Source organism: Streptomyces sp. NPDC001668 (assembly GCF_042893155.1).
In the GTDB taxonomy this organism is placed as follows: domain Bacteria; phylum Actinomycetota; class Actinomycetes; order Streptomycetales; family Streptomycetaceae; genus Streptomyces.
The window spans coordinates 491,431-504,530 of sequence record NZ_JBIAUQ010000003.1 but is presented as its reverse complement, the minus strand read 5'-3'; the positions used below and the strand labels follow the sequence as shown (position 1 = coordinate 504,530).

The 13,100-nt window shown below is 68.1% G+C and carries 11 protein-coding genes and 1 riboswitch; of the genes, 3 read left to right on the top strand and 8 right to left on the bottom strand.

Features of this window, described 5'->3' with window-relative positions:
• Positions 1-3 precede the first annotated feature (3 nt).
• The 8 genes from ACFYZ8_RS11975 to ACFYZ8_RS11940 all read right to left on the bottom strand — a co-directional run bounded on the left by ACFYZ8_RS11975 (position 4) and on the right by ACFYZ8_RS11940 (position 9,599).
• Positions 4-1,014: a ribonucleotide-diphosphate reductase subunit beta gene (locus ACFYZ8_RS11975; RefSeq protein ID WP_388534646.1), complete on the bottom strand. Its 1,011-nt coding sequence runs from the start codon at positions 1,012-1,014 to the stop codon at positions 4-6.
• Positions 1,014-3,398, bottom strand: coding sequence for a ribonucleoside-diphosphate reductase subunit alpha (locus ACFYZ8_RS11970; protein WP_388534643.1), 2,385 nt, complete (start codon positions 3,396-3,398; stop codon positions 1,014-1,016). The genes ACFYZ8_RS11975 and ACFYZ8_RS11970 overlap by 1 nt, the downstream gene beginning before the upstream one ends.
• Before the next feature lie 143 nt (positions 3,399-3,541).
• A riboswitch (cobalamin riboswitch) is annotated at positions 3,542-3,624 on the bottom strand.
• A gap of 77 nt (positions 3,625-3,701) precedes the next feature.
• Positions 3,702-4,202, bottom strand: a complete 501-nt coding sequence (locus ACFYZ8_RS11965; protein WP_359030281.1) for a GNAT family N-acetyltransferase — start codon at positions 4,200-4,202, stop codon at positions 3,702-3,704.
• A gap of 130 nt (positions 4,203-4,332) precedes the next feature.
• The gene (gene mctP, locus ACFYZ8_RS11960; RefSeq protein WP_359030282.1) at positions 4,333-5,943 is read right to left on the bottom strand and encodes a monocarboxylate uptake permease MctP; all 1,611 of its coding nucleotides are present in this window, start codon (positions 5,941-5,943) and stop codon (positions 4,333-4,335) included.
• Positions 5,940-6,191, bottom strand: a complete 252-nt coding sequence (locus ACFYZ8_RS11955) for a DUF3311 domain-containing protein (RefSeq protein ID WP_359030283.1) — start codon at positions 6,189-6,191, stop codon at positions 5,940-5,942. The genes mctP and ACFYZ8_RS11955 overlap by 4 nt, the downstream gene beginning before the upstream one ends.
• Before the next feature lie 172 nt (positions 6,192-6,363).
• The gene (locus ACFYZ8_RS11950) at positions 6,364-6,564 is read right to left on the bottom strand and encodes a YbdD/YjiX family protein (protein WP_359030284.1); all 201 of its coding nucleotides are present in this window, start codon (positions 6,562-6,564) and stop codon (positions 6,364-6,366) included.
• The gene (locus ACFYZ8_RS11945; protein ID WP_388534638.1) at positions 6,536-8,671 is read right to left on the bottom strand and encodes a carbon starvation CstA family protein; all 2,136 of its coding nucleotides are present in this window, start codon (positions 8,669-8,671) and stop codon (positions 6,536-6,538) included. The genes ACFYZ8_RS11950 and ACFYZ8_RS11945 overlap by 29 nt, the downstream gene beginning before the upstream one ends.
• Before the next feature lie 163 nt (positions 8,672-8,834).
• Positions 8,835-9,599 carry a GntR family transcriptional regulator gene (locus ACFYZ8_RS11940; RefSeq protein WP_359030287.1) on the bottom strand — a complete coding sequence of 255 codons (765 nt, stop codon included), beginning with the start codon at positions 9,597-9,599 and terminating at the stop codon, positions 8,835-8,837.
• A gap of 306 nt (positions 9,600-9,905) precedes the next feature.
• On the opposite strand from ACFYZ8_RS11940, the gene ACFYZ8_RS11935 reads away from it, so the two are divergent.
• From ACFYZ8_RS11935 to ACFYZ8_RS11925, 3 genes are all read left to right on the top strand, one after another.
• Positions 9,906-11,189, top strand: a complete 1,284-nt coding sequence (locus tag ACFYZ8_RS11935; RefSeq protein WP_359030288.1) for an extracellular solute-binding protein — start codon at positions 9,906-9,908, stop codon at positions 11,187-11,189.
• Between the two features lie 85 nt (positions 11,190-11,274).
• Positions 11,275-12,255, top strand: a complete 981-nt coding sequence (locus ACFYZ8_RS11930; protein WP_388534635.1) for a carbohydrate ABC transporter permease — start codon at positions 11,275-11,277, stop codon at positions 12,253-12,255.
• Positions 12,252-13,094: a carbohydrate ABC transporter permease gene (locus ACFYZ8_RS11925; RefSeq protein WP_359030290.1), complete on the top strand. Its 843-nt coding sequence runs from the start codon at positions 12,252-12,254 to the stop codon at positions 13,092-13,094. The genes ACFYZ8_RS11930 and ACFYZ8_RS11925 overlap by 4 nt, the downstream gene beginning before the upstream one ends.
• The last annotated feature ends 6 nt before the right edge of the window (positions 13,095-13,100 follow it).

The window sequence follows — 13,100 nt, the reverse complement described above, 5'->3', positions numbered from 1 at the left end:
CGGCTAGAAGTCCTCGTCGAGGTCGACCGTGCCCTCCACGGCCACCTGGTACGCGGACGGGCGCCGCTCGAAGAAGTTGGTCAGCTCCTGGACGCCCTGCAACTCCATGAAGGAGAACGGGTTCTCCGAGCCGTACACCGGGGCGAAGCCGAGGCGCGTGAGGCGCTGGTCGGCGACACACTCCAGGTACTGCCGCATCGACTCGGTGTTCATGCCCGGCAGCCCGTCGCCGCACAGGTCCCGCGCGAACTGCAGCTCCGCCTCCACCGCTTCCGCCAGCATGTCGGTGACCTGCTGCTGGAGCTGCTCGTCGAAGAGCTCCGGCTCCTCCTTGCGGACCGTGTCGACCACGTCGAAGGCGAAGGACATGTGCATGGTCTCGTCGCGGAACACCCAGTTGGTGCCGGTGGCGAGGCCGTGCAGCAGACCCCGGCTGCGGAACCAGTAGACGTAGGCGAAGGCGCCGTAGAAGAAGAGGCCCTCGATGCAGGCGGCGAAGCAGATCAGGTTGAGGAGGAAGCGGCGGCGGTCGGCCCGGGACTCCAGCCGGTCCAGCTTCTCCACCTCGTTGATCCACCGGAAGCAGAACTCGGCCTTCTCGCGGATGGAGGGGATGTTCTCGACGGCGTCGAAGGCCGCCGCCCGGTCCTCCGGGTCGGGGAGGTAGGTGTCGAGCAGCGTCAGGTAGAACTGGACGTGCACGGCCTCCTCGAAGAGCTGCCTGCTCAGGTAGAGCCGCGCCTCGGGGGAGTTGATGTGCTTGTAGAGCGTCAGCACCAGGTTGTTCGCGACGATCGAGTCACCCGTCGCGAAGAACGCCACCAGACGGCCGATCAGGTGCTGTTCGGCAGGGCTGAGCTTGGCGAGGTCGGCGACGTCGGAGTGGAGGTCGACCTCCTCGACGGTCCAGGTGTTCTTGATGGCGTCCCGGTAGCGCTCGTAGAAGACCGGGTAGCGCATGGGGCGCAGAGTCAGCTCGAAGCCGGGGTCGAGCAGGTTCTGGGTGGTGGACATCACTGGCAGGCCTCGCAGGACTCGGGGTTTTCCAGGGAGCAGGCGACCGCGTCTTCGGGAGTCGGCTGCTGGACGGGGACCGTCGCCCGCGCTGCACGGGCGATACGGGTCGCCGGGCGCGAGCGCAGGTAGTACGTCGTCTTCAGCCCGGACTTCCAGGCGTACGCGTACATCGAGGAGAGCTTGCCGATGGTCGGCGTCTCCAGGAACAGGTTCAGGGACTGCGACTGGTCGAGGAACGGGGTCCGCGCCGCCGCCATGTCGATCAGACCGCGCTGCGGGATCTCCCACGCCGTGCGGTACAACGCCCGTACGTCCTCGGGGATCCACCCGAAGCCCTGCACCGAGCCGTTCGCCTCGCGCAGCGCCTCACGGGTGCGGGCGTCCCAGACGCCGAGCTCCTTGAGCTCCTTCACCAGATACGAGTTGACCTGGAGGAACTCGCCGGACAGCGTCTCGCGCTTGAACAGGTTGGAGACCTGCGGCTCGATGCACTCGTACACCCCGGCGATCGAGGCGATGGTGGCGGTGGGCGCGATGGCGAGCAGAAGGCTGTTGCGCAGGCCCGTGGTGGCCATGCGCTCGCGCAGAGCCGCCCAGCGCTCGGGCCAGGTGAGCTCCGTGGCGTAGTGGTCCGGGTGCAGCACACCCTGCGCCGTACGGGTCTTCTCCCAGGCCGGCAGCGGGCCGCTGCGCTCGGCGAGGTCGGCGGAGGCCTCGTAGGCGGCGAGCATGACGCGCTCGGCGATCCGGGTGGAGAGGGCCTTGGCCTCGGGGGAGTCGAAGGGCAGCCGCAGCTTGAAGAAGACGTCCTGGAGGCCCATCGCGCCGAGCCCGACGGGACGCCACTTGGCGTTGGACCGCCCGGCCTGCTCGGTCGGATAGAAGTTGATGTCGACGACCCGGTCGAGGAAGGTCACGGCGGTGCGGACGGTGGCGTCCAGCCGCTCCCAGTCGATGTCGTTCCCGTCCACGAACGCGCCGAGGTTCACGGACCCCAGATTGCAGACCGCCGTCTCCCCGTCGTCCGTGACCTCCAGGATCTCCGTGCAGAGGTTGGAGGAGTGGACGGTGTGCCCGGGCAGGGCCGTCTGGTTGGCCGTGCGGTTGGCGGCGTCCTTGAAGGTCATCCAGCCGTTGCCGGTCTGCGCGAGGGTGCGCATCATGCGGCCGTAGAGGTCACGGGCCGGGATCGTCCTGCGCGCGAGCCCGTCGGCCTCGGCCTTGCGGTACGCCGCGTCGAACTCCTCGCCCCACAGGTCGACCAGTTCGGGCACGTCGGCCGGGGAGAACAGCGACCACTGGGCGTCCGCGTTCACCCGGCGCATGAACTCGTCCGGGACCCAGTGCGCGAGGTTCAGGTTGTGCGTACGGCGGGCGTCCTCACCGGTGTTGTCCCTGAGCTCCAGGAACTCCTCGATGTCGGAGTGCCAGGTCTCCAGGTAGACCGCGGCCGCGCCCTTGCGCCGGCCGCCCTGGTTCACGGCGGCGACACTCGCGTCCAGGGTCTTCAGGAACGGGACGATGCCGTTGGAGTGCCCGTTGGTGCCGCGGATCAGCGAACCCCGGCCGCGGACACGGGAGTACGCGATGCCGATGCCGCCGGCGTGCTTCGAGAGCCGGGCGACCTGGTGGTAGCGGTCGTAGATGGAGTCGAGCTCGTCCTTCGGGGAGTCGAGGAGGTAGCAGGACGACATCTGGGGGTGCCGCGTACCGGAGTTGAAGAGGGTGGGGGAGGAGGGGAGGTAGTCGAGGCGGCTCATGAGGGCGTAGAGCGCGGCGACTTCGTCCAGGGCACGGGCGCCCGTTTCTGAATCGAGCACAGTGTCCTCGGCGAGGCCCGACGCCACCCGGAGCAGGAAGTGCTGGGGCGTCTCGATCACCTTGCGGGTGATCGGGTGCCGCAGGAGATAGCGGCTGTACAGGGTGCGCAGGCCGAAGTACCCGAAACGGTCGTCGGCCTCGGTGTCCACCAGCGCGTCGAGCCGCTCGGCGTGCACCCGCACGAACTCGGCGGTCCGGTCGGCGATGAGCCCCTCCCGGTGTCCGACGGCGACCGAGCCGGTGAACGAGGTGACGCCCTGCGAGGCGGCCTCGGCGGCGATGCCGATGGTCAGCAGCCGGGCGGCCAGCCTGCTGTACGCGGGGTCCTCGGAGATGAGGCCGGCCGCCGCCTCGGTGGCCAGCTCGCGCAACTCCGCGACCCTCTCGGCGGAGGCCCCGCGCGCGGACCGGCCACGGAGCGCGGCGGCGGCGACCCGGCCGGGGTCGGCGTCGGGAAGGTCGGCGGTCAGCTCGGTCAGGGTCCGCAGCAGGGCGGTTCCGGGACCGTCCTCGTCCACAAGGGTGGTCGCTGAAGCCGAATCGGCCGGCGCGATGGTCACGTGGGGCTCTCCCTCGCTGGGCACGGGGCCTTGAGGGCAGGGGGCAGCACACGAGCGCGCACGGCGCCGCGTCCACCGGCCCATTCCACGAGGCCCGGACGTCATGACACCCGGGCCGGGATGGCACGGGTGTGCTGTCGACAGGTCCTCGGACTGACTCTCATGTGCGCTTATGCGCGCATGAGTACACCGTTGCGGGACAGTTCCGGATTCGCACCGGATTCCCCTGCGGCGACAGCGAGCATGAGCATACATCTTGTGCCGGGCGGTGGGAGCAGCCCCATATGTTGTGTCGCGGTGACTTCAGAGTGTCAACTTGTAAGTGAGGAGCGTGAAGTCGTCGCCGGGGATCGGGTGCCAGTCGCGCTCGGGGACGCGGGTGAATCCGAGGCGCTCGTAGATGCGGTGGGCCGTGTGCATGGTGGGCTGGGTGCACAGGACGATGTCCGAGCCGGCGGCCGCGGCGCGGTCGACGCAGGCCTGGACGAGGGCTTGCCCCACGCCTCTGCCGCGGGCCGCGTGGGACACGGCGAGCATGCGGATCTCCGCCTCTCCGGGGCGCGCTATCTCCGACATGGGGCCGCCGTCGGGGACGTAGGTGACTCCGCCGAGGATGCGGTCGTCGGCTGCGGCCACCAGGACCTCTGCGGATTCTGCTCGCTTGGCCACGTTCTTGAGTTCTTCGAGGTACCAGTCGTCCTCGTCGCCGAAGGCCAGGAGGCCGTCGTTCAGGTAGGCCCTGGCCGTGATGTCGCCGAGGAGTTCGTAGTCGGTGGGGTCGGCTGGGCGGATCAGGATGTCCATGGGGGTGATTGTGTACGAAAGCGGGCCGCCGAGGGTGGTTGCTCTCGGCGGCCCGCTGCGGGTTCGTTGTGGCTGGTCGCGCTCACGCGGCGGAGCCGCACATCGATACAGCCCCGCGCCCCCAAAACCCCTAGTGCGAGGTACCTGCTGTCGCGGGCGGAAGCTCCACCTCGACCCCCGGGTCGCCCGCGTCCGCCGTGTAGTCCTCCGGGCTGGTCTCGTCGATGCCGTCGGGGGCCTTGGCCGCCTTCAGGACGAAGGTCAGGACCACCGTCACCAGGACGTTGAGCACGAACGCCGTCAGGCCGATGTAGCCGATCTCGCCGATGCCCGGGATCTCCTTCGCCGAACCGCCGAAGTGCTTCTGGGTCGGGGACGCGACGCCGTACGCGGCGATCGTGCCGTAGACCATGCCGACCGCCCAGCCGGCGAGCAGGGCCCAGCGGTGGAACCAGCGGGTGAACAGGCCGCCGACCAGGGCCGGGAAGGTCTGCAGGATCCAGATGCCGCCCAGGAGCTGGAAGTTGATGGCGACCGTCTTGTCCATGGTGAGGACGAAGACCAGGGCGCCGACCTTCACCAGGAGCGAGACCAGCTTGGAGACCTTGGTCTCCTGGGCCGGAGTGGCGTCCGGCTTGATGAAGTCCTTGTAGATGTTGCGGGTGAACAGGTTCGCGGCCGCGATGGACATGATGGCCGCCGGGACCAGTGCGCCGATGCCGATCGCCGCGAAGGCCACGCCCGCGAACCAGTCCGGGAACATGTTCTCGAACAGCTGCGGGATCGCCAGCTGCGGGTTGGTGACCTCGACCCCGGCCGCGATCGCCATGAAGCCGAGCAGCGCGAGCAGGCCCAGCATCAGCGAGTACAGCGGCAGGATCGTGGTGTTGCGGCGGATCACCTCACGGCTGCGGGAGGAGAGCGTCGCGGTGATCGAGTGCGGGTACATGAAGAGCGCCAGCGCGGAGCCCAACGCCAGGGTGGCGTACGTCCATTGGCCCGCCTCCAGCGGGACCAGGCCGCCCACGCCCTTGTCCGTGTACTTCTTGGTCGCCGCGCCGAAGACGTCGTCGAAACCGCCCAGCTTGATCGGGATGTAGATGATCGCCACCGCGATGACGATGTAGATCAGCGTGTCCTTCACGAACGCGATCAGCGCGGGGGCCCTGAGGCCCGAGGAGTACGTGTAGGCCGCGAGGACACCGAAGGCGATCAGCAGCGGGAGGTCCTTCACGAACCAGTTGGTGTTCTCGCCGCCGCCGACGCCCATGACGTCCAGGACGGCCTGGATGCCGACCAGTTGGAGCGCGATGTACGGCATGGTCGCGAGGATGCCGGTGACCGCCACGGCCAGCGACAGGCTCTTGGAGCCGAAGCGGCCGCGCACGAAGTCCGAGGTCGTCACGTATCCGTGCTTGTGGGAGACCGACCACAGGCGGGGCAGGAACGTGAAGATCAGCGGGTACACGAGGATCGTGTACGGCACCGCGAAGAACCCGGCCGCGCCCGCCGCGTAGATCGCCGCGGGGACGGCGACGAAGGTGTACGCCGTGTAGAGGTCGCCGCCGAGCAGGAACCAGGTGACCCAGGTGCCGAACGACCGGCCGCCCAGGCCCCATTCGTCGAGGCTGTGCTCGTTCTCGGCCTTGCGCCAGCGGGCGGCCAGGAAGCCCATGACCGTGACGGCCAGGAAGAAGAGGATGAAGACGGTGAGAGCCACGCCGTTGACGCCGTCGTTCACTTGGTACCTCCACGACGGGCGCGCTGGTCACGCTGCCACAGCTGGTACGCGGTCATCGTCAGCGCGGTGGAGATCAGCACCCACAGCATCTGGTACCAGTAGAAGAACGGTATACCGATGAAGGTGGGGTCGACCTTGGCGTACGAACCGACCCACAGCATCGCCACGAACGGGGCGAGCAGGCAGAGGGCGATGACCACCCGGACCGGTGTCACCACCGGCGGTCTCACTTCAGGCGCGTCCGACATTCCGTGGCTCCGTCCCCTCGCTGATCACCTGTAACGCGCAGGCAATGTAGGTCACGGTGTCACGTGAGCGGAAGACCTCGTCCGCATATCGGTATGTCGATTCTGTGAAGCATCAACGGCAGCATCAACGGCAGCATCAACGGCAGCATCAACGGCAGGATCGACGTCAGCATCAGCAGCAGCGGAAGCCCTGGCGCGGATCCTCCTCCTGACGGTCCGTCCTCATCCGCTCGAACGCCCTTCGGGTCGGCACCGGAGCGTGCGGGTGCGCCTTGCGGGCGTGCGCGACATAGCGGTCGTACGCCGACTCGTCGGTCAGTTCGCGTACGTACCAGCGCACGCTTCTAAGAACGCGCAGCAGTGACCGCGTCACGCGCCTCCTCCTTCTCCGCCCGGGTCGGGACCAGACCGGCCGGGGCTACGATCTTCGACTCGACGTACGGCGCCTCGCTGAGCGTGGACAGCGCGGGACGCCGGACGTGCCGGACGCAGACCCTCAGCGCGTCGGCGATCACCACCACGATCAGCAGGGCGAGGACGGCCGTGAGGACGCCGTCGACGGTGGAGTTGGTGACCACGGTGTGCATGTCGTCCATGCTCTTGGCGGGCGGCAGGACCTTGCCGTCGTCGATGGCGTCCTGGAACACCGACCGCTGCTTGAAGAAGCCGACCTTCGGGTCGCTGGAGAACACCTTCTGGAAACTCGCCGTGAGCGTCACGGTCGCGTCCCAGGCGAGCGGGATCCCGGTGATCCAGGCCCACTTGAGGCGCCCCGACTTCACCAGCAGGGTGGTGCAGACGGCCAGGGCGACCGCGGCGAGCAGCTGGTTGGAGATGCCGAAGATCGGGAAGAGCTGGTTGATCCCGCCGAGCGGTTCGTGGACGCCGACCCACAGGAAGTAGCCCCACAGCGCGCACACGATCGCGCTGGTGAGGACCAGCCCCGGCTTCCAGCTGATGTTCCTGAACGGCCGGTACACGTTGCCCAGCATGTCCTGGAGCATGAACCGGCCCACGCGGGTGCCCGCGTCCAGCGCGGTCAGGATGAACAGCGCCTCGAACATGATCGCGAAGTGGTACCAGAAGGCGCGCAGGCTCCCGCCGGTGACCTTGGAGAAGATCTCCGAGACGCCGACGGCGAGGGTCGGGGCGCCACCGGTGCGGGAGAGCAGGCTCGCCTCCTCGACGTTCTTCGCGGCCTGGGCGAGGTCGGCGGGGGAGATGGAGTAACCCCAACTGGTCACCACCTGCGAGGCGTTGTCCACCGTGGTGCCGATGACTCCGGCCGGCGCGTTCATCGCGAAGTACAGCCCCGGGTCGATGATGCTCGCCGCGACCAGCGCCATGATCGCGACCGACGACTCCATCAGCATGGAGCCGTAGCCGATCATCCGGACCTGCGTCTCCTTCTGGATCATCTTCGGCGTCGTGCCGGAGGAGATCAGCGCGTGGAAGCCGGACAGCGCGCCGCAGGCGATGGTGATGAAGACGAAGGGGAACAGCGAGCCCGCGAACACCGGGCCGTCGCCGCGCGCGGCGAAGTCCGTCACCGCGTCCATCTTCAGCGTCGGCAGCGTGACGACGACTCCGAGGGCGAGCAGCGCGATCGTGCCGATCTTCATGAAGGTGGAGAGGTAGTCGCGGGGCGCGAGAAGCATCCACACCGGCAGGATGGAGGCGATGAAGCCGTACGCCACCAGCCAGACGACCAGGGTGGAGGGCGCGAGGGTGAAGGCGCCGGCCCAGGAGGACTCGGCGACCCAGCGGCCCGCGACCAGCGCGAGCAGCAGCAGCCCCACGCCGATCAACGACACCTCGCTGACCCGGCCCGGGCGCAGGACGCGCAGGTAGAAGCCCATCAGGAGGGCGATCGGGATGGTCATCGCGATCGAGAAGGTGCCCCACGGGGAGGCCGCGAGGGCGTTGACGATGACGAGCGCCAGCACCCCGAGCAGGATGATCATGATGGCGAAGGCGGCGATCAACGCGGCCGCGCCGCCGAAGGGGCCGATCTCCTCGCGGGCCATCTGCCCGAGCGAACGGCCGTCCCTGCGGGTGGAGAAGAACAGCACCACCATGTCCTGGACCGCGCCCGCGAAGATGACGCCCGCGATGATCCAGACCGTGCCCGGCAGATAGCCCATCTGTGCCGCCAGCACGGGACCGACCAGCGGTCCTGCCCCCGCGATCGCGGCGAAGTGATGGCCCAGCAGCACACGGCGGTCGGTGGGGTGGAAGTCGATGCCGTTGTCGAGGCGTTCGGCCGGGGTGGCCCTGGTGCCGTCGACCTTCAGGACCCGGTACGCGATGAACTTCGCGTAGAAGCGGTAGCCGATCGCGTACGACCCGAGGGCGGCCGCGACCATCCAGGCGGCGGAGACGTCCTCGCCCCGCGCGAGCGCGAGCACGGACCAGCCGGCGGCGCCGACCAGGGCGACGAGGGTCCAGATGACGATGGTTCGGACGTTCGCGGTACGCACGGGGCGGTCCTCCCGTCCAGACGGAGTCGGGAGGACCGTAGAGCAGGAAGCGTGGTTGCGCTACAGGGCGTGCATCAGTCGACGGGCCGCTTCAGCCGTGCCACGCTGCATCGTCCCGGGGGGTAACCCCCGGGCCCCCAGCCGACCCGCTCGCACCCGAGTCCTACTCCACCGGCCGCTTCAGCCGCGCCACGAACTTGTACCGGTCCCCCCGGTACACCGACCGCACCCACTCCACCGGCTCGCCCTTCTTGTCGAACGAGTGGCGGGACAGCATCAGCATCGGCAGGCCCACGTCGGTGCCGAGCAGGCCGGCCTCGCGCGGGGTGGCGAGGGAGGTCTCGATGGTCTCCTCGGCCTCGGCGAGATGGACGTCGTAGACCTCGGCGAGCGCGGTGTAGAGGGACGTGTACTTGACCAGGGACCTGCGCAGGGCCGGGAAGCGCTTGGCGGAGAGGTGGGTGGTCTCGATGGCCATCGGCTCGGCGTTGGCCATGCGCAGCCGCTCGATGCGCAGCACCCGGCCGCCGGCGGCGATGTCGAGGAGCTCGGCGAGACGGTCGTCGGCGGTGATGTAGCCGATGTCCAGGAGCTGCGAGGTGGGTTCGAGGCCCTGGGCACGCATGTCCTCGGTGTAGGAGGTGAGTTGCAGCGCCTGGGAGACCTTCGGCTTGGCGACGAAGGTGCCCTTGCCCTGGATGCGCTCCAGCCGTCCCTCGACCACCAGCTCCTGGAGGGCCTGGCGCACGGTGGTGCGGGAGGTGTCGAACTCGGCGGCGAGCGTGCGCTCGGGCGGTACCGGCGTACCGGGCGACTGCGTCTCCGTCATGTCGAGCAGGTGCTTCTTCAGGCGGTAGTACTTGGGCACGCGCGCGGTACGGACGCCTGCCCCGCCCTCGGTCTCCGCACTGCTGACGTCGCTGCTCATGGTCTGCCTTCCCGGCTCCGGATGCGGATCACATCGTGATCCCTTCTGTATACCGTCGCCACCTCTTTTGGTCTAGTCCACAGAGCTAAGTGGTCTAGCGGACGAGAGTACTCCGGCGCCGCTGTTTTCGCTGCCTTCTTTACTAATGGTCCCTGCATATGTAGGTCGCATAACGGCTGGTCAGGGCCTTTTCGGCAGCTCTTGACAGGCCTTCTGGTCTGGTCCAAGCTCCCCCTACTGGTCTACACCATTGGTCCAGGTCCCGGCTCGTGGGCGGGAGGTGTGGGCATCCCTGAGGAGGGTGGCGTGAAGCGCAAGCTGGCAGCCGCGATCGGTATCGCGGGCATGGTGGTCTCCGTCGCGGCATGTGGGAACGGCGACAGCGGAAGTTCGGACAACAGCGGCGCGGACGCCAAGGAGCTGACCGTCTGGCTCACCGTCGACGCCCAGAACAACTGGCCCGGGCTGGTGAAGGCCGCGGACGCCGCGGTCCAGAAGAAGCACCCCGGCATCAAGATCAACCACGAGTACTACGGCTGGCCCGACAAGAACACCAAGCTCGACGCGGTCCTCGCCACCGACAAGGCGCCCGACGTGGTCGAGATGGGCAACACCGAGATGCTCGGCTACATGGTCAAGGGCGCCTTCGCGCCCCTGGACACGTCGAAGTTCACCAACTCGTCCGCCTGGCTCGACGGCCTCAAGGCCTCGGTGACCTACGACGGCAAGACCTACGGCGTCCCCTACTACGCGGGCGGCCGGGTCGGCAACTGGCGCAAGGACGTCTTCGCCTCCGTCGGCGTCAAGTCCACCCCCAAGACCTACGCGGAGCTCACCGCCGCCCTCGACAAGGTCCAGAAGAAGGAGGGCGACAAGTTCTCCGCCTGGTACCAGCCCACCCGTGACTGGTACGCGGCCATGTCCTTCGTCTACGACGCCGGCGGCTCCATCGCGGCCGAGTCGGGCGGCCAGTGGAAGGCCAACCTCTCCTCGCCCGAGTCGGTCAAGGGCCTCACCGAGTTCAAGAACGTCGTCGACAAGTACATGCACGGCGACAAGACCAAGGACGAGTCCGACCGCTACATCGTCTACGGCCAGGGCAAGTCCGGCATGATCTTCGGCGCGGCCTGGGAGGGCGCGACCTCCGCCGACCCGAAGAACGACAAGACCGGCAAGCTCAAGGACAACCTCGAGAACTTCGTGATGCCCGGTCCGTCCGGCAAGAACCTGCCCGTCTTCCTGGGCGGCAGCGACCTCGCCGTCCCGGTCAAGTCCAAGGCCCAGGCGGTCGCCGCCGAGTGGATCAACGCCTTCACCGGTCCCTCCGGCCAGAAGGGCCTGATGGCCAAGGGCAACCTGCCCAACAACAAGACCGACCTCGCCACCCTGAAGAACGACCCGGCGACCGCGGTCCCGGCCACCGCGGCCGAGTCCAACTGGTTCGTGCCCATGGCGCCCGGCTGGGGCCAGGTCGAGAAGGCGCAGGTCCTGCAGAACATGCTGCAGGAGATCGGCACCGGCAAGAAGTCGGTCGAGGCCGCCGCGAAGGAAGCGGACGCCGCGATCGACAAGGTCATCAACACCAAGTGACCTGACAGCAGGGCCCCGTACGCCCACTCGGCCACGGCGGGGCCCTGCTTCCCGCACGACCAGAGGGACCGCTGAGGAGCGCGCCATGAGTGCCGCAGACACGACCACCCCCACCGAGGTGCCGCCGCCGATGTCGGTACCACCGCCGTCCCCGCCGGTGGCGCCCCGCAGAAGGCGGAGCTCCGGCACCATCCCCTGGCTGCTGCTCGCGCCCTGCCTGCTGATCCTCGGCCTGGTCATGGGCTATCCGCTGGTCCGCCTGGTCACGCTGTCGTTCCAGAAGTTCGGGCAGTCCCAGCTGTGGGGCTTCCTGCCCGCCCAGTGGGTCGGCTTCGACAACTTCACCGCCGTCCTGAGCGACGGCGAGTTCTGGACGGTCGTCGTCCGGACCATCGTCTTCGCGGCCGGCTGCGTCATCTTCACGATGGTCGCCGGCATGCTGATCGCCCTGCTGCTCCAGCGGGTCTCCGGCTGGGTGAAGACCCTCGTCAACATCGCGCTGGTGGCCAGCTGGGGCATGCCGATCATCGTCGCCACCACGGTCTTCAAGTGGCTGTTCGACGCGGACTACGGCATCCTCAACGCGCTGCTGAGCAAACTGCCCGGGGTCGACCTCATCGGCCACAACTGGTTCGCCAGCGGCCCCCAGGGCCTCGCCGTGATCATGCTGCTGGTGGTGTGGGGCGCGGTGCCCTTCGTCGTCATCACCCTCAGCGCCGGACTCACCCAGGTCCCGGCCGAGTTGGAGGAGGCGGCCCGGCTCGACGGCGCGGGCGCCTGGGGCGTCTTCCGGTACGTCACCCTGCCGATCCTCAAGCCGATCATCGTGATGCTCACGACCCTGTCGGTCATCTGGGACATGGGCGTCTTCCCCCAGGTGTTCGTCATGCGGGGCGGCCACCCGGAGCCGGAGTTCCAGATCCTGCCGACGTACTCCTACGACCGCGCCTTCGTGGTCAACGACTACGGGCAGGGCTCGGCGATCGCCCTCATCACCGTGCTCCTGCTGCTCGGGGTCGTCGCCGTGTACATGCGTCAGATGCTGAAGATCGGAGAGGTCGAATGAGCACGCTCGCTCCCGGGACCCGCCGGAAGGCGAAGGCCGGCTGGAACCTCCTCGGCCTCCTCGTCTTCGTCACCGCCGGCTTCCCCGTCTACTGGATGCTCAACACGGCGTTCAAACCGGCGAAGGACGCCATCGACCCGGACCCGAGCCTGCTGCCGACGGGGTTGACGCTGGGCAACTTCAGTCGGGCACTGGACATCGCCGACTTCTGGGGCCCGGTCGGCCGCAGCCTGATCGTCTCCCTCTCGGTCGTGGCGATCGGCATCGTGGTCGGCACCCTGGCCGCCCTCGCCATCTCCCGCTTCGACTTCCGCGGCCGCAAGGTCGTGATCGTGGCCATCCTGGCGGTCCAGATGGTCCCCCTGGTCGCGATGATCATCCCGGTCTTCCTGCTCCTGAACGACCTCGACCAGTACGACAAGCTGTCGGGCCTGATCATCACCTACCTGACCTTCATCCTCCCCTTCACGGTGTGGACGCTGCGCGGCTTCATCGTCAACGTCCCGAAGGAACTGGAGGAGGCGGCGATGGTGGACGGCTGCTCCCGCACCAGCGCCTTCATCCGCGTGGTCTTCCCGCTGCTCGCCCCCGGCATGGTCGCCACCTCGGTCTACGGTTTCATTCTTGCCTGGAACGAGTACCTGTACGCCCTCATGCTGCTCAGCCAGAAGAACCAGACCGCGACCGTCTGGCTCGGCAACTTCACCACCAAACACGGCACCGAATACGCCCCGATGATGGCCGGCTCCACCATGATGGCCGTGCCGATCGTGGTCCTCTTCCTCCTCGTCCAGCGCAAGATGGCCGCGGGCCTCACCGCGGGCGCCGTGAAGGGATAACGCCCC